This window comes from Streptomyces sp. NPDC059743 (assembly GCF_042732975.1).
Lineage (GTDB): Bacteria > Actinomycetota > Actinomycetes > Streptomycetales > Streptomycetaceae > Streptomyces.
The window spans coordinates 41,021-59,384 of sequence record NZ_JBHWGS010000022.1; the positions used below are offsets into that span (position 1 = coordinate 41,021).

General features: G+C 70.8%; 14 protein-coding genes. 8 read left to right on the top strand and 6 right to left on the bottom strand.

Annotated features, from left to right (window positions below):
• The first annotated feature begins 274 nt into the window (after positions 1–274).
• The 7 genes from ACFV6H_RS32085 to ACFV6H_RS32115 all read left to right on the top strand — a co-directional run bounded on the left by ACFV6H_RS32085 (position 275) and on the right by ACFV6H_RS32115 (position 11,103).
• Positions 275–1,624, top strand: a complete 1,350-nt coding sequence (locus ACFV6H_RS32085) for a hypothetical protein (protein ID WP_385549576.1) — start codon at positions 275–277, stop codon at positions 1,622–1,624.
• A 29-nt stretch (positions 1,625–1,653) separates the two neighbouring features.
• Positions 1,654–2,715, top strand: coding sequence for a glutamate ABC transporter substrate-binding protein (locus tag ACFV6H_RS32090; protein WP_385549578.1), 1,062 nt, complete (start codon positions 1,654–1,656; stop codon positions 2,713–2,715).
• Positions 2,716–2,775: 60 nt separating this feature from the next.
• Complete coding sequence (locus ACFV6H_RS32095; RefSeq protein WP_385549358.1) at positions 2,776–4,116, top strand: hypothetical protein; 1,341 nt, start codon at positions 2,776–2,778, stop codon at positions 4,114–4,116.
• A 31-nt stretch (positions 4,117–4,147) separates the two neighbouring features.
• Positions 4,148–6,901 (top strand): tetratricopeptide repeat protein, encoded by a 2,754-nt coding sequence (locus ACFV6H_RS32100; RefSeq protein WP_385549361.1) that lies wholly within the window; start codon positions 4,148–4,150, stop codon positions 6,899–6,901.
• Between the two features lie 3 nt (positions 6,902–6,904).
• Positions 6,905–8,317, top strand: coding sequence for a protein phosphatase 2C domain-containing protein (locus ACFV6H_RS32105; protein WP_385549364.1), 1,413 nt, complete (start codon positions 6,905–6,907; stop codon positions 8,315–8,317).
• 86 nt (positions 8,318–8,403) lie between these two features.
• Entirely contained in the window at positions 8,404–9,762 is a 1,359-nt protein-coding gene (locus ACFV6H_RS32110) for a VWA domain-containing protein (RefSeq protein ID WP_385549367.1), read from the top strand.
• 150 nt (positions 9,763–9,912) lie between these two features.
• Positions 9,913–11,103: an FHA domain-containing protein gene (locus tag ACFV6H_RS32115; protein WP_385549370.1), complete on the top strand. Its 1,191-nt coding sequence runs from the start codon at positions 9,913–9,915 to the stop codon at positions 11,101–11,103.
• Here ACFV6H_RS32115 and ACFV6H_RS32120 read toward each other — a convergent pair.
• On the bottom strand, positions 11,087–12,166 hold the full coding sequence (locus ACFV6H_RS32120; protein WP_385549373.1) for a methyltransferase domain-containing protein: 1,080 nt from the start codon (positions 12,164–12,166) through the stop codon (positions 11,087–11,089). The two genes, ACFV6H_RS32115 and ACFV6H_RS32120, sit on opposite strands and share 17 nt — an antisense overlap.
• Before the next feature lie 179 nt (positions 12,167–12,345).
• On the opposite strand from ACFV6H_RS32120, the gene ACFV6H_RS32125 reads away from it, so the two are divergent.
• Positions 12,346–12,750, top strand: coding sequence for a globin (locus ACFV6H_RS32125; RefSeq protein WP_384986316.1), 405 nt, complete (start codon positions 12,346–12,348; stop codon positions 12,748–12,750).
• Positions 12,751–12,819: 69 nt separating this feature from the next.
• Here ACFV6H_RS32125 and ACFV6H_RS32130 read toward each other — a convergent pair whose 3' ends face one another.
• The 5 genes from ACFV6H_RS32130 to ACFV6H_RS32150 form a co-directional block, all read right to left on the bottom strand.
• Positions 12,820–13,605: a hypothetical protein gene (locus ACFV6H_RS32130; protein WP_385549376.1), complete on the bottom strand. Its 786-nt coding sequence runs from the start codon at positions 13,603–13,605 to the stop codon at positions 12,820–12,822.
• A complete protein-coding gene (locus ACFV6H_RS32135; protein WP_093591751.1) occupies positions 13,602–14,039 on the bottom strand; it encodes a thioesterase family protein in 438 nt (145 codons plus the stop codon). Before ACFV6H_RS32135 ends, ACFV6H_RS32130 begins: the two co-directional genes overlap by 4 nt.
• Position 14,040: 1 nt before the next feature.
• Positions 14,041–15,705 carry an energy-dependent translational throttle protein EttA gene (gene ettA / locus ACFV6H_RS32140; RefSeq protein ID WP_093591748.1) on the bottom strand — a complete coding sequence of 555 codons (1,665 nt, stop codon included), beginning with the start codon at positions 15,703–15,705 and terminating at the stop codon, positions 14,041–14,043.
• Positions 15,706–15,952: 247 nt separating this feature from the next.
• Positions 15,953–17,386, bottom strand: a complete 1,434-nt coding sequence (locus ACFV6H_RS32145) for a Cys-Gln thioester bond-forming surface protein (protein WP_385549379.1) — start codon at positions 17,384–17,386, stop codon at positions 15,953–15,955.
• Between the two features lie 223 nt (positions 17,387–17,609).
• Positions 17,610–18,176, bottom strand: a complete 567-nt coding sequence (locus tag ACFV6H_RS32150) for a single-stranded DNA-binding protein (RefSeq protein ID WP_385549383.1) — start codon at positions 18,174–18,176, stop codon at positions 17,610–17,612.
• Positions 18,177–18,364: the final 188 nt, after the last annotated feature.

Consider the following 18,364-nt stretch of genomic DNA (forward strand, 5'->3'; position numbering starts at 1 on the left):
CCAGGACAGGGCTGGGACAGGGGCATGGTGCCGGGGCCGGAAGGCCGCGGCGGGATCGGTGGATTCGGCAGGTGCGTGAGCGGAACGGGCGATACGTACAAGATCCAGTCAAGCCTGGTGTGGTTGTCGGTCCCTGCGTCCATACTGGCGGCCGGGAGTTGTCCCCCGACCCGCCGGGGACGGGCCGTCGTCGTCAGATGACCGAGGGGGAGGTCACGTGACATATCCACCGAATGTGCGCACCGCGCCACCATCGGCTCCGACGTATGCGCCCATGGCGCCGCCGGCCGGACCGCCGTCGTCGGCACCGCCCGTACGGCACGGCGCGTGGGCCGAGACCACGGAGCGGCTGCGCACCGCGGCGACGACGGAGCCGGGCCGGCTGAGAATCATCGGCGCCGCCCTGGCGCTGCTGGTCGTGGCGTTCGGAGCGGTCACCGCGTGGGAGGCGGCCGACCGGTTCTCCGCCGCCGACGACGTGGTGAGCCGCAGTCAGCCGCTCAGCGCGGACGCGGCGGACATCTACCGCTCGCTGGCCGACGCCGACACGGCCGCGGCCGGCGGCTTCCTGGCGGGCGCCGAGGAGCCGCGCAAGGTGCAGCAGCGGTATCGGGACGACATCGGGACGGCGTCCAGACTGCTGATCAAGGCGGCCACCCATACGGACAGCACCAGCGAGTCGGGCCGCCAGATAGCCACGCTCAACGAGGGCCTGCCGCGCTACACCGGTCTGATCGAGCGGGCCCGCGCCAACAACCGTATGGGACTTCCGCTCGGCGGCGCCTATCTGCGGTATGCGAACCAGCAGATGACCAACGAGCTGCTGCCCGCGGCCGAGAAGCTGTACGCGGCGGAGACGGACCGGCTCGCCCGGGACAACGACGACGCGCGGCTGTGGCCCTTCGTCTCGCTGGCGATGGGAGTGCTGGCGTTCGGCGGTCTGTTCTGGGCCCAGCGGCGCAACTATCTGCGGACGAACCGGGTGTTCAACCAGGGCCTGCTCGCCGCGACCGCCGCGTCCACCGTGCTGCTGCTCTGGCTCGCCGTCGGCCAGACCGTCGCACGGGCCGAGCTGAACAACGCGCAGAAGCACGGCCAGGCGTCGCTGAAGGTCCTCAACGAGGCCCGGATCAACTCCCTCAAGGCCCGTGCGAACGAGAATCTCACCCTGGTCGCCCGGGGCGCCGTCCTGACTCCGGACGGCAAGAACGACAAGTACGAGACGGACTACAACACGGGCATGGACAGGCTCAGCACCGCGCTCGGCGAGGCCAGGAAGCTCGCCGACGACAGCGCGGGCGGCAGACCGGTGGACGAGGCGATCTCCTCGGTCACCCAGTGGCGCGAGCGCCACGCGTCGGCCAGCGCCACCGACAAGGCCGGTGACTACGAGGGCGCGCTCGCCAAGGTCATCGGCGACGGACCATCCACCGGTCAGTCGTTCGATCAGGTGGACTCGGCGCTGAAGCGGGCACTCACCCAGGAGCAGGTGGAGTTCACCCGGTCCGCGTCGGACGGACGGGACGCGCTGACCGGACTGGCGATCGGCGCGGGCGCGCTGGCCCTGGTGGCCGCGGTGGGCGCGGTCCTGGGCATCGGCCGCAGGCTTTCGGAGTACCGGTGAGAGGGGGAGAGATGGATCCGACGGATTCCATGGACGGGCTCCGCCCGCCCCGTAGGCCCCGGCGGTCCGGCAGGCTCCGGCCGCCCGGCCGGCTCCGCGGCTGGGGCGGTGTCTCGGCCATGGCCGGTGCCTGTGTGCTGACGGCCTCGCTCACTCTGCTCCCGCTGTCCCACACGGTCGACGAGGGCTCGCGGAAGTCCGCCCAGCGGATCGCCACGGCCGTGCCCGCCCAGGCAGAGGAGTGCGAGACGCCGGAAGCCAGCCTGGAGCCCTCCGGCGCCGACGGTCCCACCATCCAGAAGATCAAGGCCCGCGAGAACAGAAAGCTGATCGTCGGCGTCGACCAGAACAGCTACCGCTGGGGTTACCGCGATCCCGCGACCGGCAAGCTCGAAGGCTTCGACATCGATCTCGCCCGCGCCATCGCCAAGGACATACTCGGCGATCCGGACGACATCATCTTCCGTGCGATACCGACCAATCAGCGGATCGGGGCACTGGAGAACGGCACGGTGGATCTGGTCGTCAGGACGATGACGATCAACTGCGACCGGATACAGCAGGTCGCGTTCTCCACCGCCTACTTCCAGGCCGGGCAGCAGGTGCTCGCGCCCAGGAACTCGCCGGTGACGGGATACAACGCCTCGCTCGCCGGGAAGCGGGTCTGCACGGCGGAGGGCTCGACGGCGTACGAGGAGCTGAAGAAGAAGTCGTACGGCGCGGTGTTCAAGGACGAGCACGACGAACAGGCCTCCGACGAGGACCGCTTGACGGTGCCCAACCAGCTCGACTGTCTGGTCAGGCTCCAGTTGGGCGAGGTCGACGCGGTGGTGACGGACAACGCGCTCGCGGCCGGCCAGGCGGCCCAGGACCCGGCGGTGGAGCTGCGCGGCAAGCCGTTCACCACCGAGTACTACGGCGTCGCGGCGAAACTGGGCAATGACGATCTGATACGCCGGGTGAACAAGGTGCTGGTGGGGTATCGCGCCGGTGGGGCGAACAGCCCTTGGATGACGTCGTACAAGAAGTGGCTGGAGGCTGGTCTGCCCGGAATCACCGCGCCGCCGACCGCCAGGTACAAGAACGGCTAGCGCGCGTACGGGAACGGCCTCGTCGGCCCGCCGGCCGACGCGAGAGCGGAGAGGTGATCGATGGGCGGCACGGGCTCCTTTCCCGACTCGACGGGGAGGCCACCGGGACCGGTGATGGACCGGGACGAGGTGGACCGTGCGCTGGCGCGCCTCGAAGCGGAGCACGAGGCGATCGAGACCTCGCTGCTCGCCCTCCAGGACCACGCGGGCCGCAGACTGCTCGAAGGCGCCGAGCTGACCGGGATCACCAAGGACCGCTGGGCCACCGCGGAACAGTCGATCACTCTGCTGTGGAGCTACTTCGACAGCTACGCCGCGGCGCTGGCCGGCGCCCGTGAGACACGTGCCAGAAGGCGCTGGCTCAGCCGTGACGATCTGGTGGAGCTGACCGAGACGCTGCGCGGGCGCGGTGTCACCGTGGCGGGCACGCCCGGGCACCAGTTCGCCGCCCTCACCGGGCCCGCCAAGCTCTCCGAGCACTTCACGCTCGCGGAGCTGGTCACCCGGATGAATGAGCTGTACGCGAGCTCGCTCGACATGGTCGTGGCCGCCGACGCGGTGTGGTCGGCGCTGCCCGCCCGGATCGATCTGCTCTCGGCGGAGCTCCAGCGCACCCGCTCGCTGGCGCACTCCGTCGGCGTACGGCCCGGCGAGCATCCGGCCGGGGACGATCTGGAGGCGATCACCCATGAGCTGGGCACGCTGCGCGCCCAGGTGGTCTCCGATCCGCTGGCCTTCTGGCGGCCCGCGCCCGGCAGTTCGGCGCCGGGCGGCGGCCGTCCCGACACCGAGCGGTACGACAGGGCCGCCCGCGCGCTGGAGGACGTACGGCGCGAGATCGAGGCGGTCCTCGCGGTGCGCCAGGACTCGGAGGAGCGGCTGAAGCGGCTGCGTGATGTGCTCTCGCGCGCGGACCGTACGCTCACGGAGGCCAGATCGGCCCGCGGCGAGGTACTGGCGAAGATCGCGGCGTCCGAGGTGCCGGCCGTCAGCGGGCCGCCGACCGCCCTCCAGGAGCGGCTGTCGACCGCCGCCGAGTACCGCAGACACGCGCAGTGGCACCGGCTCTCGCCGCTGCTGGAGTCGCTGGAGCGCGAGGCCGAGGACGAACTGCTGCGGGCCCGCGAGTCCTTGACGGCGGTCACGGCGCCGCTGGCGGTCCGCGCGGAGCTGCGCGGCCGTCTCGACGCGTACAAGGCGAAGGTCGCCCGGCACGGAATGGCCGAGGATCCGGTGCTGATGGAGCGGTACGACGCGGCGCGCCGGATGCTGTGGAGCGCGCCCTGCGATCTGCGCGTCGCCGAGCAGGCGGTGCTGCGCTATCAGCGGGCCGCGGCGGACGTCCTGGTCCCGCGCGGCCCGGGAACCACCGACAGCGCCGGCGGCGGGAGCACCGCGTGAACACGGGAACAGAAGAGGAACGGGGGGACCGATGAGCGGGACGAACGCGTGCCAGCGCCCAGGCTGCGAGGGCTCGTACGAGGACATGGGCGGCGGCGAGCTGTACTGCGACACCTGCGGTCTGGCTCCCGTCGTCTCGACCGACGGATCGCTCTCCTCGCCGCCCACGGGCATCACGGGCGGCGGGAACGGCGGCAGGGAGAGCGGCCGTTCAGGGAGCGGCGGCTCGGGAAGCAGCTCGGAAAGCGGAGGCTCCGCGCGCTCCTCCTCCCGGGACTCGTCCCGTTCCTCCGCCCGCTCCTCGCGCTCGTCGACCTCTCGCTCCTCCACCTCCCGGCGCTCGGTCTCGGGCCGGCTCTCGCGCGCGCTCTCGGGCCGGATGTCGTCCCGTTCGGTGTCGGTGCGCAGTTCGGGCTCGTCCACGGCCGCGTCCGGGCGCAACCGGCTGGGCGCCGGGCTGGTCTCCGTACCGGACGTACCGCGTCCGGATCCGCGGTCCGCGGTGATGGAGCGTCCGGAGGTGCCCGAGCGCAAGCGGTACTGCTCGCGCTCCGACTGCGGCGCGCCGGTGGGCCGCGCGCGCGGTGACCGCCCGGGAAGGACGGAAGGCTTCTGCACCAAGTGCGGCCATCCGTACTCGTTCGTTCCGAAGCTGCATCCCGGCAATGTGGTGCACGGGCAGTACGAGGTCGTGGGCTGTCTGGCCCATGGCGGCCTGGGATGGGTCTATCTCGCGATCGACCGGGCCGTCTCGGACCGCTGGGTGGTGCTCAAGGGCCTGCTCGACACGGGCGACCAGGACGCGATGGAGGCCGCGATCTCCGAGCGCCGCTTCCTCGCCGAGATCGAGCACTCCAACATCGTCCGTATCTACAACTTCGTGGAGCATCTCGACCAGCGGACCGGCTCCATGGACGGCTATATCGTCATGGAGTACGTCGGCGGCAAGTCGCTCAAGGAGATCGCCAACGAGCGGCGGACCGAGGGCGGCAGACGCGATCCGCTGCCGGTGGAGCAGGCGTGCGCGTACGGCATCGAGGCGCTGGAGGCGCTCGGCCATCTCCACAGCAGAAACCTGCTGTACTGCGACTTCAAGGTCGACAACGCGATACAGACCGAGGATCAGCTCAAGCTCATCGACATGGGCGCGGTCCGCCGGATGGACGACGAGGAGTCGGCGATCTACGGCACCGTCGGCTATCAGGCGCCGGAGGTCGCCGAGACCGGCCCGTCCGTAGCGTCGGATTTGTATACGGTCGCCCGCACTCTGGCGGTGCTGACCTTCGACTTCCAGGGCTACACGAATGTGTTCGTGGACTCACTGCCCGACCCGGACAACATCGAGGTGTTCCGGACGTACGAGTCCTTCTACCGGCTGCTGGTACGGGCGACGGACCCGGATCCGGGACGGCGGTTCTCCTCGGCGCAGGAGATGGCCGAGCAGCTCACGGGCGTGCTCCGGGAGGTGGTCGCGCTCCAGACGGGCCGGCCGCGTCCGGCGCTCTCCACGCTGTTCGGGCCTGAGCTGCGGGTCACGGACACGGAGCTGTTCGCGGAGCTGACGGAGGATGTCTCACGGCTGGGTGTACGGACGGCCTCGACGGGCCGTGGCCGATCCGGCCGACAGGCCAAGGCGATCGGGACGAACGGCGTGACGACGCCCGCCCTGCCGTCGGGCCCGGCCCAAGCCGCGCTTCCGCCCGCGCCGGGCGGGATGTACGCGTACGGGTCCGTGCCCGCACCGCGTGTCGAGGGCGTGTTCGGCGCGACGACTGCCGCCATGACCACGACCACCGCCGCGACCACCGTCGGGAGCGGCGCCGCCGGGCCTCGGCTCGCGCCGCTCGACACGGCGGCGACGGCGCTGGCCCTGCCCGTACCGAGAGTCGATCCGAACGATCCGAACGCCGGATTCCTGGCCGGTCTGCTGGCCTCGGCGCCCGCCGAGGTGATCTCCGCGCTGGCCGCCGCGCCCGCCGAGTCCGTCGAGCGCGGACTGCGCGAGCTGCGCGCCCGGCTGGAGATGGGCGATCTGGCCACCGCCGCCGAGGCGCTGAGCGCGCTGGAGGCGCAGCAGCACGACGACTGGCGGGTCGTCTGGTACCGCGGCATCGCCTCGCTCGCGAGCGGCGACCACGAGATCGCGGCGCTCTCCTTCGACGCGATCTACGACGCGTTCCCGGGCGAGCCCGCTCCGAAGCTGGCGCTGGGCGTCTGCGCCGAGGTGCTCGGTCAACTCGACAACGCCGCCGAGTACTACCGTCTCGTCTGGGCGACCGACCCGAGTCATGTCAGCGCCGCGTTCGGTCTGGCCCGGGTCCAGCTGGCCGCCGGTGACCGGCCCGGCGCCGTACGGACACTGGAGTCCGTTCCCGAGGCGTCGATCCACTACACGGCGGCGCGGGTCGCCGCCGTACGGGCCAGACTGCGGCAGCGCGCCCTGGCGGCGCCCGCCCAAGGCTTCGGCGCGGAGCCGCCGCTGATCGACGATCTGACGGCGGCGGCCCACCAGGTGTCCGCGCTCCAGCAGTTCGGTCTGGACGCGGTACGGCGGGAGCAGCTTTCGACGGAGGTACTGGGCACCGCGCTGGACTGGGTACTCTCCGGTAGTCCCGGGTCCCGTCCCGTGCGCGCCGAGCTGCTCGGCAGCGAACTGGACGAGCGCGGCCTGCGTTTCGGACTGGAACGCTCGTACCGGGTGCTCGCCCGGCTCGCTCAGCGCGGCGAGGAGAGGATCGAACTGGTGGAGCGGGCCAACCGTTTCCGCCCCCGGACGTGGGTGTGAGTGATGTCCAAGATGCCCGAGTCGGCCGATCTGCCGACCTGCCCAGGCTGCGAGGAGCCGCTGGAGTCCGGCGACCGGTTCTGCGGCGCCTGCGGGTACGACCTGTCGGCCGTGCCACCGCGCCCGGCCGACCAGCCCACCCTGGTGATGAACGCTCCGGGGCCCGCGCGGCCCGGCGCAACCGCGCCGGGCGTGGCGAACGCGCCGGACGCGGCGGATGTGCGGTGGCCTGCCGCCGCCGGGACGGACAGCTCGGCGGCTCCCGCGCCCGCGCTGCTGCCGGACGAGCTGCCGGGCCTGGACTCGGCCGGTGGCCGGCTGTCCGCGCATCCGGGCGACTTCGAGCTGCCCGCCCCTCGGGCCAACGCTCCGGGCAGCGCTCCGGCCGCCGCTCCGGTCCCGTCCGAGGTCCCGTCCGATCCGCGCACCGCCGGTCCCGTCCCGGCCGCCCCGACCGTGCCGGCCGTCTCGGCCTCCGCCGGTGCCAAGCTCTGTGTCGCCTGCCGCGCCGGGCGTGTCGACACCGACGGCTACTGCGAGAACTGCGGGCACGCCCAGCCGCGCGAACGGGACCATGTGGAGCAGGAGCTGGGCGCGGTGGCCGCCGTCAGCGACCGCGGTCTGCGCCATCACCGTAACGAGGACGCGTTCGCCGTCTCCTGCGCCGCCCTGCCCGACGGTACGCCCGCCGTGGTCGCGGTCGTCTGTGACGGCGTCTCTTCCGCGACGCGTCCCGACGAGGCCTCGGCAGCCGCAGCCGCCTCGGCCAACGAATCCCTGCTGGAGTCGCTGGCGCGCGGTACGCATCCGCAGCAGGCGATGCACGAGGCGATCGTCGTCGCCGCCGAGGCCGTCAACTCCCTCGCGCCGATGGCCGCCAGCGCCCTGGACGGCGATCCGCACCGCCATCGCAACGCGCCGGCGTGCACGATCGTCGGCGCCGTGGTCGCGAGCGGACTGCTGGTGATCGGCTGGATCGGCGACAGCAGGGCGTACTGGGTGCCCGACGACCGCCAGGGCCCGCCCGCCCGGCTCACCGAGGACGACTCCTGGGCCGCCCAGATGGTCGCGGCGGGACTGATGAACGAGGCGGAGGCGTACGCGGACGAGCGCGCGCACGCCATCACCGGCTGGCTCGGCGCCGACGCGTACGAACTGGAGCCGCACACCGCGTCCTTCAAACCGGACCGACCGGGTGTGGTGGTGGTCTGCACGGACGGACTGTGGAACTACGCGGAGGGCGCCGACGAGATGGCCAGAGCCCTGCCGGCCGACGCGGCGCGACGGCCGCTGCACGCCGCTCAAGTACTGGTCGGACACGCGCTCGACGGTGGGGGCCACGACAACGTAACAGTGGCGGTACTGCCGTTCGCCGTCCCACCGCAAGGGGCAGGATCCGCCTACAACGCGGCGTGACTGCCGCTCTGCCCATATGCGCACCGTTTTCACTTGTCTCTTCTCCACTTGTCCCTGCTGTGTGGAGCGTCAAGGAGCCGATACAGATGGCGAACTTCTCCAAGTCGACCGTGCCGCAGTTCTCCGTCGACGTGTACCAGAACGAATACCTGCCCGAGGGCGGGCGCGAGGTCAACGCGATCGTCACGGTCACGTCCACAGGAGGCGGCACCACCGGCGGAGTGCCGCTGGCCGGGACCTCGCTCATACCGGCGGCCCGTCCGGGACAGGGCCCGAACGCGGCCGTGGTGATCATGGTCGACTGTTCGGGATCGATGGACTATCCGGCGACGAAGATGCGCAACGCGCGCGATGCCACGGCCGCCGCGGTCGACACGCTGCGCGACGGAGTCGCGTTCGCGATCGTCGGCGGTACGCATCTGGCGAAGGAGATCTATCCCGGCAACGGCGGACTCGCGACGGCCGACGCGCGGACCAGAGCGCAGGCCAAGGAGGCGCTGCGCCGGATCAGCGCGGGCGGCGGCACGGCGATCGGCACCTGGCTGCGGCTGGCCGACCGGCTGCTGGCCACGGCCGATGTGCCGATCCGGCACGGCATCCTGCTCACCGACGGCCGGAACGAACACGAGTCCGCGGCCGATCTGAGGGCCACGCTGGACGCCTGCGCGGGCCGCTTCACCTGTGACGCCCGGGGTGTCGGTACGGACTGGGAGGTGAAGGAGGTCACCGGTATCGCCTCCGCGCTGCTCGGGACCGCCGATATCGTCGCCGATCCGGCCGGCCTGGCCGCGGACTTCACCCGGATGATGGAGAACGCGATGGGCAAGGAGGTCGCGGATGTGGCACTGCGGCTCTGGACGCCCGTCGGCGTGGAGATCGGCTTCATCAAGCAGGTGGCGCCCACCGTCGAGGACCTGACCGGAAGACGCGTGGAGGCGGGACCGAGAGCGGGTGATTATCCGACCGGTTCCTGGGGTGACGAGTCGCGCGATTACCACGTGTGTGTACGGGTTCCCGAGGCCGGAATCGGCCAGGAGATGCTGGCCGCGCGCGTCTCACTGATCCTTCCCGGCACCGGCGGCGGCGCGCCCGAGGTGCTGTCGCAAGGGCTGGTACGGGCGGTGTGGACGGATGACATGGCCGCCTCCACCGCCATCAATCCGCAAGTCGCGCACTACACCGGTCAGGCGGAGCTGGCACAGGTCATCCAACAGGGCCTCGACGCCCGCAAGTCGGGTGATTTCGACGGCGCGACCGCGAAACTGGGACGCGCGGTACAGCTCGCGGCGTCGTCCGGAAACGCCGATACGGCGAAACTCCTTTCGAAGGTGGTGGACGTGGTCGACGCGGCGACGGGTACTGTGCGACTGAAGGCGAGGGTCGCGGACGCCGACGAGATGACACTCGAAACGCGCTCCACCAAGACCGTTCGCGTCAAGAAATAGCGTCAAGAACGTCAAGAACATCAAGAAGCAGCGTCAAGAAACAGCACACGGCACAGGAGCCGTCAGCGGAGCCGACGGCGGAGCGGCACAAGAGCCGTCACGGTGAGCACGCGGCCTCCGGGCCGGAAGAGGAGAGGGGGAAGCGCCGACATGCCGACCTGCCCGAACGGACACCAGTCGGGTTCCGAGGACTGGTGCGAGGTCTGCGGCCATCGTATGGCCGGGCCGGGCGCTGCGGCCGGCGCCGTACCGCCTCCTCCCCCGCCGCCGCCCGCGCCCAGTTACGGCTTTCCGCCGCCAGGGCCAGGGGCCACCGCCCAGGCCGAGCTGTGCCCGCAGTGCCGCACTCCGCGCGAGCCGATGGCTCCGTACTGCGAGGAGTGCCGCTGGAACTTCCTGACGAACACGGCGACGTCGTACACACCGCTGGCGCCGCAGCACTCGGCTCCCGGTGGTCCGGGAGGCGCGGGCGGATTCGGCGGTCCCGGTGGCCCTGGCGGACCGGGCGGTCCCGGCGGCCCGGTGCCCGGTCTGAATCTGCCGCCCGGCTTCCAGGCCCAGCAGGGACCGCCCAGGCCGACCGACCCGTACGAGTACCAGAGTTCGCGTCCCTCGCAGCTCAACCGGCCCGCGGAGCCGCTGGCGCCCGAGCCGCCCGCGCATCTCTCACCGCCGTCGCTGCCGTCGGCGCCCTCGCCGTCCTCCCAGCCGTCGCCGCAGGGCCCGCCGCCGCCTCCGCCGTACCAGCAAGGGCCGCCGCCTCCGCCGGTCTTCCAGCAGCAGTCCGCCGCGCCGCCCGCGCCGGCGCGGCCTCAGCAGACCGGCGACGACGACTGGATGCTGCCGCCGCCCTCGCACGCGCAGGGCGCTCCGGGCCAGGGCGCTCCGGGCCAGGGGCCGCACGGCCAGAGCCCGGCCGGGCAGTACCAGCCTCCGGCCGGCTGGACGGCGGTCATCGGCCCGGACCGTGAGTACTTCATGGCGATGATGCAGCGCAGCGGCCCCGAGGCCACCGGGCTGAATCTGCCCGCGTACTCCCCGGAGCAGCGGCTCCAGCTCGACGGGAACCAGATCACCATCGGCCGCCGCCGGCACTCCACCGGTGAGTCCCCGGACATCGATCTGTCCGTACCGCCGGAGGATCCGGGCGTCTCGCACCAGCACGCCGTCCTGGTCCACCAGCCGGACGGAAGCTGGTCCGTGGTCGATCAGAACTCCACCAACGGCACCACGCTCAACGGCGCCGAGGACCCGATACAGCCCTATGTTCCCGTCCCGCTCAAGGACGGCGACCGGGTCCATGTCGGTGCGTGGACGACGATCACTATCCGCCGCGGCTGATCCCGCCGACGCTGAGCGGCCACACGTACGGTCCGGCCGGATCGTCCAGCCATGCCCACTGGCGGCCTTCGGCGATGGTGACGCCGAACCGCTCACGTCCGGGACGGTGCTCGCGCTCCCAGAGGGAGAGCGCCTCGTGCGGATCGAGGCTGCCCGCGGTGAGCGCGAGCAGAAAGCGGAAGAGATCGTTCTCGATCGCGCGCCGAGGCAGTCCGCCGAGCGGCCGGTGCATAAGGGCGGTGCCCGGCATGCCTCGCAGCGGGACGAAGAACGCGGCGGTGTGCAGGAAGTGCCCTTCGGCAAACGTCCCGCGCGCGCCGTCGCCGCCGCCGCTGGTGGCCTCGCCGTACGTGCCCTCGCCGTACCCGCCCTCGTACTCGCCGCCGCCGACCTGTAGCGCGATCACTCCCGTGGCGAGCGGAGCCAGGATGCGCGCGCCCGGGCGGCACTGCTCCAGCCAGGCCGTCGGCACCGACGGCAGCGTGCAGGTCGCGATGATCCGGTCGAACGGAGCGCGCTCGGGGCAGCCGCGCGCTCCGTCGCCGGTGACGACGGCGGGCCGGTAGCCGGCCGTCGCGAGATGGGCACGGGCGGACTCGGTGATCTCCGGATCCAGATCCATGGTGGTGACGAACTTGTCGCCGAGCCGGTGGCAGAGCAGCGCCGCGTTGTAGCCGGTGCCCGCGCCGATCTCCAGGACGCGGTCGCCGTCCCGTACGTCCAGCTCCGCCAGCATCCGGGCCATCAGGGAGGGCTGGCTGCTGGACGAGATCTGCTCACCGTCGCGCACCCGTGTCGCCAGCGGCCCGTCCGCATACGCGCCGTGCAGCCAGCGCCGCCGCCGCGCCGGATCGCGGTCGCCGCTCCACAGCCGGTCGTAGCCGCCGGGCCGTCCCACGAAGTAGTACGGCACGAAGACATGACGCGGCACCTCCTCGAACGCGGCCCGCCAGGCCGGGTCCTCCAGCGCGCCGGTCAGCGCGATCTCCGCGACCAGACCGGCGCGCGCCTCGACCGCCTCGGGATCGTCGGGACCGTACGCGTCGTCACGGTGTGCGCCCATCCCTCCACTGTCCTGGGTGAGCGCCCAGGAAGCGAGTGGGCCCGCCAGGCAGACGCGAGTACCGCCCGGACGACAGCAGCTTGAGAGGACCTCGGCCTACAAGTCCTCGGCCGACAGGACCTTGGCCGACAGGTCCTAGGCCCGAGGTCCTCGGCCGGTGCGTCTGAGACGATGGACGGGTGAACGAGATTCCGCACGGCACGCTTCAGGAGCAGACCTTCTACGAGCAGGTCGGCGGCGAGGAGACCTTCCGACGGCTGGTCCGCCGCTTCTACCAGGGTGTGGCGGAAGATCCGCTGCTGCGGCCGATGTACCCGGAGGAGGACCTCGGCCCGGCCGAGGAGCGCCTCACGCTCTTCCTCATGCAGTACTGGGGCGGCCCTCGCACCTACAGCGACAACCGCGGCCATCCTCGGCTGCGGATGCGCCATGCGCCGTTCACGGTCGACAGCGCCGCGCACGATGCCTGGCTGAAGCACATGCGGGTTGCGGTCGACGAGCTGGGCCTGTCCGAGGAGCACGAACGGCAGCTCTGGAAGTACCTCACCTACGCCGCCGCCTCGATGGTCAACTCCGCGGGCTGACCGGACCGGCCCTCACGCCGGGCCGACCGTCGGACCGGGCCGCTCGTCGGCCGGGCCGCCGGCCGATCCTCAGGCCGGAGTGACGGACAGCGCGCCGAGTCCCGCGCGCCGTACCGCTATCGAGCCGTACGGCGTACGGAGCCGGAGCCAGCTTCCCGACTCCAGCAGCGCCACCGGCTCCGGCTCCGGTGGCACCGACGCCTTCCCGGACATGGCGTGCGCGGCGGACACCGCACGCGCCGCGGGTACGGGCACCATCGCGCGGACCGGCCGCAGAAAGCCCAGCGACTGTGCCGCGTGCACGGCCCGCAGCGGAAGCTGGGTGTCGCCGAGAGTGCGGGACCAGATCTCCCGGCCGATCCTGTCGCGTTCGGCCCTGGTCCTGCTGCCGGACGGCAACTGCTCGTCGCGGGAACGGAATTCGGCGACGGCGGCCGACAGCGCACCACGCATCGCGCCCTCGCCCGGCAGTCCGGCCACCTGCCGCCAGCCACCGCGCGGCGGCAGCACTCCGGCCCACGGCGGCCCGGTGACGGCCGCGGGCACGAGCGCATGACCGGCGTGTTCGTCGATCGCTTCGAGCAGTTCACCGGCGGAGACGGTGACATCCAGCTCGTACGGCGCGGCCAGCCTGGCCGTACGGATCGCCAGCACCTCGAAGGACGCCGGCCGGCCGAACACCGCGAGCGCGCCGCCTCCGGCCTGGAGCCGGACGGCGGCGGCGCGGTCGTAGTGGATCAGCCGGCCGAGGAAGGCGCCGAGATCGGCCGCCTCCCGCGCGTCGGCGAACTCCAGTCCCCGCACGGAGACGGGCTGTACGGACTCGGGCTCAGGCATAGGCACGGACGCGGTCATGCCGCGATGGCATCCTTGTCGTCATCCAGATATTTCAGGAGGAAGGACTTCTCCTCCTCGGTGATCCGCCGTGGGCGCCCGGCGGCCAGGTCGTACGGCACGACGACCGTCGAGGCCCGTACGTAGACCTCCTCCGCGTCCTCGTCGTCCTTGATCTCGTACGCGATCGTCAGCGACGCCGCGCTTATCTTCGTCACCCACGATTCGACGGTCACCGGCGCGTGCCGGTGGACCAGCGGCCGTTTGTAGTCGATCTCGTGCCGGGCCACGACGGAACCGCCGGCGAAGGACGGCGAGCCGTCCCCCGGCGCCAGCCGGAACATGAAGTCGATCCGGGCCTCCTCCAGATAACGGAGGAAGACCACATTGTTGACATGCCCGAAGGCGTCCATGTCCGACCAGCGCAGAGGACAGATGTAGAAGTGCCGGGCCATCTCAGCCCCGGGTGAGCTTCTTGTAGGTGGCACGGTGCGGGCGGGCGGCGTCCGCGCCGAGCCGCTCGACCTTGTTCTTCTCGTACGAGTCGAAGTTGCCCTCGAACCAGAACCACCTGGAGTCGCCCTCGTACGCCAGGATGTGCGTGGCGACGCGGTCGAGGAACCACCGGTCGTGGGAGACGACCACGGCCGCGCCCGGGAACTCCAGCAGCGCGTTCTCCAGCGAGGACAGGGTCTCGACGTCCAGGTCGTTGGTCGGCTCGTCGAGGAGCAGCAGATTGCCGCCCTGCTTGAGCGTCAGCGCCAGATTGAGCCGGTTGCGCTCACCGCCGGAGAGCACTCCGGCCGGCTTCTGCTGGTCCGGGCCCTTGAAGCCGAAGGCGGAGACATAGGCTCGCGAGGGCATTTCGACCTGGCCGACGTTGATGTAGTCCAGCTCGTCGGAGACGACCGCCCACAGCGACTTCTTCGGGTCGATGTTCGAGCGGCCCTGGTCGACATAGCTGATCTTCACGGTGTCGCCGACCTTGATGACACCGGAGTCCGGCTCCTCGATGCCCTGGATCATCTTGAACAGCGTGGTCTTGCCCGCGCCGTTCGGCCCGATCACACCGACGATGCCGTTGCGCGGGAGCGAGAACGACAGATCGTCGATCAGGACCTTCTCGCCGAACGCCTTGGAGAGATGCTCCACCTCGACCACGACACTGCCGAGCCGCGGGCCCGGCGGGATCTGGATCTCCTCGAAGTCCAGCTTCCGCATCTTGTCGGCCTCGGCGGCCATCTCCTCGTAACGGGCCAGCCTGGCCTTGGACTTGGCCTGGCGTCCCTTCGCGTTGGAGCGGACCCACTCCAGCTCTTCCTTGAGCCGCTTGGCGCGCTTGGCGTCCTTCTGGCCCTCGACCTTCAGACGCGTCTGCTTGGTCTCCAGATAGGTGGAGTAGTTGCCCTCGTAGCCGATGGCCCGGCCGCGGTCCAGCTCCAGGATCCAGCCGGCGACATTGTCGAGGAAGTACCGGTCGTGGGTGACGGCGACGACGGTGCCGGGGTACTTGGCGAGGTGCTGCTCCAGCCACTGGACCGACTCGGCGTCCAGATGGTTGGTGGGCTCGTCGAGCAGCAGCAGATCGGGGGCTTCGAGCAGCAGCTTGCAGAGCGCGACACGGCGGCGCTCACCACCGGAGAGATTGGTGACGGGCCAGTCGCCGGGCGGGCAGCCCAGCGCGTCCATGGCCTGTTCGAGCTGGGTGTCCAGGTCCCACGCGTTGGCGTGGTCGAGGTCCTCCTGGAGCTTGCCCATCTCCTCCATGAGCGCGTCGGAGTAGTCCGTCGCCATCGCCTCGGCCACTTCGTTGAAGCGGTTGAGCTTGCCCATGATCTCGGCGGCGCCGTCCTGGACGTTCTGGAGGACGGTCTTGGACTCGTCCAGCGGCGGCTCCTGGAGGAGCATGCCGACGGTGTAGCCCGGGGAGAGGAAGGCGTCGCCGTTGGACGGCTGCTCAAGGCCGGCCATGATCTTCAGCACGGTGGACTTACCGGCGCCGTTCGGACCCACCACACCGATCTTCGCGCCCGGCAGGAAGCTCAGCGTCACGTCATCGAGGATGACCTTGTCGCCGTGCGCCTTACGCGTCTTGCGCATCGTGTAGATGTACTCAGCCAAGAGAAACCGTCCGGCAATCGAGAAGGGCCAATGTGCGGCTCCGCCGCATGAGGCAGATACACCCCATCTTGCCTGACGTCCATCCCCTGATGGAAACCAGTACCGCTCCCCGGACCCGCGCGCGCCGTGGCACCGCCGGTACGGGCGTGGCCTCCGGCGCGCTGTCGCGTACCGGAGGCCACTGTGCGCGCCGTATCACTCAGCGCCAAGGTGTACTCACGCTCGGGTCACTCCAGGCAGGAGTGGATCACTCTTCGGAGGCCGAGGCCTTCTTCTTACGGAGGAGGAACACGGCCGCGCCGCCCAGGACGACCAGCGCGATCGCGATGCCCGCGATGATCGGCGTCGCACTGGAGGAGCCGGTCTCCGCCAGATCGCCCGTGCCGCTCATGGCGCCCAGGCCGCCCGCCGCGGCGCCGCCGGCCGAGGCCGCGCTCGGCTGCGAGGAGGGCTGCTCGGTCACCGGAGCGGGAGTGCCGGTGGTCTCGCAGTCCAGGACGCCCTTGAAGTTCTGGGTGAATCCGGCGGGCCCGGTGATGGTGAAGTCGTACGCCTCGTCCTCGCCGACCGGCACGGTGACGGTCTCGGTGGCACCCGGCGCCACGGTGTGCTCGGAGCCGTTCAGCTCGAAGGTGAACGGCGCGTCGCCCGTGTTGGCTGCGGTGACATCGACACCGCCCTCCGCGCAGTTCTTCTCCGCCGTGACCGCCGGGATCGCGCCGCGCTCGGCCCAGGTCGCCGTCGCCGTCGCGGAGACGGTGGACTCACTGGATCCGGCCAGGATCTGCGTCTGGCTCTTGGTCACACCGGCGAAGGCGCGGCCGACCGGCACCGAGGTGGTGGCCTGCACACCGAGCGAGGCCGTGCCGTCAACGGCGTCGGAGGGCACGTCGAAGTACAGCTCCGTGCCATTGACGGCGGTGGTGACCGGTGTGCCCTCCTTGTCGGTGATCTCGACGCCGGTGGCGGCGGCATCGGCGGGCGGCGCCACCGCGACACTGTCGGCGTCGGTCCGGATGGTGACAGGACCGATCTTCTCGCCGGCCTTGCCGGAGACCGCGCCGGGCTCCAGAGTCAGCGAGGCCTTGGGCTCCGCGCTGTCCTGGGCGCTCTTCTCCAGCCAGTCGGCGAGCTTCTCGGCCTCGGCGTCACTGGCGTCGACATCGGCGCCGTCCGAGTAGCGCCAGATCGCGACCTGAGTGCCGGCCGCGGCGGTCTTCTCGGTGAGCGGTCCGGTGCCCGCGGCCTCGGCCAGCGCCGAGAGGTCGTCGATCTGCGGATAGGAGTGGTCCAGTATCCAGCGGATCTTGCCGGCGTTCTTGTTGGCGCCGAGCGAGGTCTGGTCCCAGGGCGTCTCCAGATACTTCGCCTGCTCCTGCGTCGGGTTGTGGATGTCGATGCAGTACGTCTTGAGCTTGCCGCCGCCGTCGACGGTCATTTCGAACAGTCCGGCGGGAAGCTGCTGGTCCTTGCCGTTCGCATGGAGGACGGCACCGTCGTAGGTCTTCAGACCGTCGAGCGTGGCGGCGGCGCCGCCCGGGTGCTGGGAGGTGTCATCGGCGACGGCCGCGCCGGCACCGGCCAGCGAGCCCATCGCGACCAGACCCGATACGAGAACCGCGGCGGCGAGACGAGCGGCGCCTCGCCTCCGTACGGATGACGCAGATATCGCAGAAAACACAGAATTCCCCTTCGGGCGAGGTCCTGTCGCGTGTGAACGCGTGGGGGGATGCCTCGCCGGCAGACTCAAGTGCCCGTGAGTACTCGCGAATCCTATGGACGGGAAGAACCGCGAATGCCCGCCCGCGCACCCAGACAACCGTTCCGAATCGGAATCGTTATCGACACTCCGAAGCAACCATGGAATACGGCTGGGTATATCGACAAATCTCCACAACTACCTCTCAGGCAACAGGGATCGCCACGGCAATGCCATCACGCTCCGAAACCGCCGCCACCAGAGGCTCAGAACCGGGTGGACCGGGCAGGCCGGGTGGACTGGACGGCCCGGGTGGACCGGGCGGCGCGCCCGGCTCCTGGTCGCGGCTCCGGCCTCGGTCCTCGTCCTGGCTCTGTGCCATTCCGCCATGACGCTCCGTCAGAGGCGGAACCGCCCTGCCCGCACGTCTGAACGCGGAGGTCCCGCGCGTCAGATCGTGGCCGACCGCCACCGCCTCGATATCCACGGAGACTCTGCGCTGTCCGTCCCGCTCGTCCTCGCGCACCCGCAGCCGGCCGTGCACCACCAGCGGCTCACCGACGGACACCGAGGCCGCCAGATTCGCTCCCAGGGCCCGCCACGCCCACACCGTGTAGAAGCTCGTCGGCCCGTCCGCCCAGCCGTTCTTCTGCCGGTCCCAGCGGCGCGCGCTCACCGCGAATCTGAAGCGCGCCACTCCGCCCGTGGGCGACTCCCGGAATTCCACGCCTGTAGCGACATTCCCCACCACCGTCACCACTGTGTCGTTCATAACGGCCCTCCCGTCCGGCTGCATTGACTGATTCCATGCTGGACCGGACGGAAAGAATCTGCCGACGCCTGTGGATTACCGATCAGTTGTGGAAAACCTCGTCACCCGCCGCCGCCCGTCTCACCCGTCATCCGTCATCCGTCATCCGCCGCCAGCCCCTCGCCTCACCCGCCTCGCCGCACCCGCCT

Excerpts from the sequence above, each read along its gene's own strand:
- ACFV6H_RS32120 (WP_385549373.1), bottom strand. The coding sequence starts at position 12,166 with ATGGGCGCACACCGTGACGACGCGTACGGTCCCGACGATCCCGAGGCG.
- ACFV6H_RS32085 (WP_385549576.1), top strand. The coding sequence starts at position 275 with ATGGCGCCGCCGGCCGGACCGCCGTCGTCGGCACCGCCCGTACGGCAC.
- ACFV6H_RS32110 (WP_385549367.1), top strand. The coding sequence starts at position 8,404 with ATGGCGAACTTCTCCAAGTCGACCGTGCCGCAGTTCTCCGTCGACGTG.
- ACFV6H_RS32100 (WP_385549361.1), top strand. The coding sequence starts at position 4,148 with ATGAGCGGGACGAACGCGTGCCAGCGCCCAGGCTGCGAGGGCTCGTAC.
- ACFV6H_RS32105 (WP_385549364.1), top strand. The coding sequence starts at position 6,905 with ATGTCCAAGATGCCCGAGTCGGCCGATCTGCCGACCTGCCCAGGCTGC.
- ACFV6H_RS32150 (WP_385549383.1), bottom strand. The coding sequence starts at position 18,176 with ATGAACGACACAGTGGTGACGGTGGTGGGGAATGTCGCTACAGGCGTG.
- ACFV6H_RS32135 (WP_093591751.1), bottom strand. The coding sequence starts at position 14,039 with ATGGCCCGGCACTTCTACATCTGTCCTCTGCGCTGGTCGGACATGGAC.
- ACFV6H_RS32130 (WP_385549376.1), bottom strand. The coding sequence starts at position 13,605 with ATGACCGCGTCCGTGCCTATGCCTGAGCCCGAGTCCGTACAGCCCGTC.
- ACFV6H_RS32095 (WP_385549358.1), top strand. The coding sequence starts at position 2,776 with ATGGGCGGCACGGGCTCCTTTCCCGACTCGACGGGGAGGCCACCGGGA.
- ACFV6H_RS32090 (WP_385549578.1), top strand. The coding sequence starts at position 1,654 with ATGGACGGGCTCCGCCCGCCCCGTAGGCCCCGGCGGTCCGGCAGGCTC.
- ACFV6H_RS32115 (WP_385549370.1), top strand. The coding sequence starts at position 9,913 with ATGCCGACCTGCCCGAACGGACACCAGTCGGGTTCCGAGGACTGGTGC.